Source organism: Rhodoferax sp. ZS1R8 (genome assembly GCF_056521325.1).
Genome location: NZ_JBWMBA010000222.1, coordinates 1 through 1,015 on the forward strand (window position 1 = coordinate 1; position 1,015 = coordinate 1,015).

Consider the following 1,015-nt stretch of genomic DNA (forward strand, 5'->3'; position numbering starts at 1 on the left):
CCCAGTGCAGTTGCAGTACCGCTGCGGTGCAATTGTTGCGCCACAGGAGGTGCTGGTGCAGACCCTGCCAAGGAGCCTTCGGGCGGTGGCCCCCGCGCTGGCACCGCTGTTGCGGCGCTTGGGGCGGCGCTGGATTGCGGCCGGCACGGGCTGCGACAGCAGTTTGGAGGTCACAATGCCATCCCCGCAACCGCAAAACCACACATCTGGCAGCACTACCGTGCGCCTTCCACCAACATGACGGATCGCCGAGAACTCCAAACCGCACTGGACACATTGCTTCAGCCCGAGCGCTTCAAGGACTATTGCCCCAACGGCCTGCAGGTGGAGGGCGGCGAAAGTGTCCGGAAAATCGTATCGGGTGTGACGGCCAGCCTGGCACTGATAGACGCTGCCATCGCGCAGGGAGCTGACACTATTTTTGTCCACCATGGCCTGTTTTGGCGCGGATACGATGGCCGCGTGACCGGCTGGATGCGCCAGCGCCTGGGTCGACTGCTGGAACACAACATCAACCTGTTCGCCTACCACTTGCCATTGGACGCGTTGCCCGATTTGGGCAATAACGCGCAATTGGGGCTAAAACTCGGGCTAAAAACAAGCGGACAGTTTGGTGAGCAACAACTGGGTTGCATAGGCGAGATTGAGATGGCAACAGCCGCAAGCTTGGCCCAACACGTCGAAAACGTATTGTGCCGCTCTGTGGTGCTGGTGCCCGGCAGAGATGCTCCACTGCGGCGCGTGGCCTGGTGCACCGGCGGCGCGCAAAGCTATTTTGAGGCAGCCATTGCCGCGGGTGCAGATGCATTTATCACCGGCGAAATATCCGAACCACAGGCGCACCTGGCGCGGGAAACCGGTGTGGCCTATCTGGCCTGCGGCCACCACGCGACCGAGCGTTATGGCGCGCCCGCGGTGGCGGCACATGTTGCGACTCAACTGGGGCTGGAGCACCAGTTCATTGACATTGACAACCCTGCGTGAGAGCGCTTGAGAATGGCAAACCCCTCTTTTC

Annotated in this window: 1 protein-coding gene and 1 pseudogene; both read left to right on the forward strand. The window is 61.4% G+C overall.

Annotated elements, in window-relative coordinates; genetic code table 11:
* A pseudogene (locus tag AC097P_RS25145) lies at nt 1–241 on the forward strand (hypothetical protein); the annotation flags it as partial.
* The gene (locus AC097P_RS25150) at nt 238–984 is read left to right on the forward strand and encodes a Nif3-like dinuclear metal center hexameric protein (RefSeq protein WP_479613132.1); all 747 of its coding nucleotides are present in this window, start codon (nt 238–240) and stop codon (nt 982–984) included. The pseudogene AC097P_RS25145 and the gene AC097P_RS25150, both read left to right, overlap by 4 nt.
* Nucleotides 985–1,015: the final 31 nt, after the last annotated feature.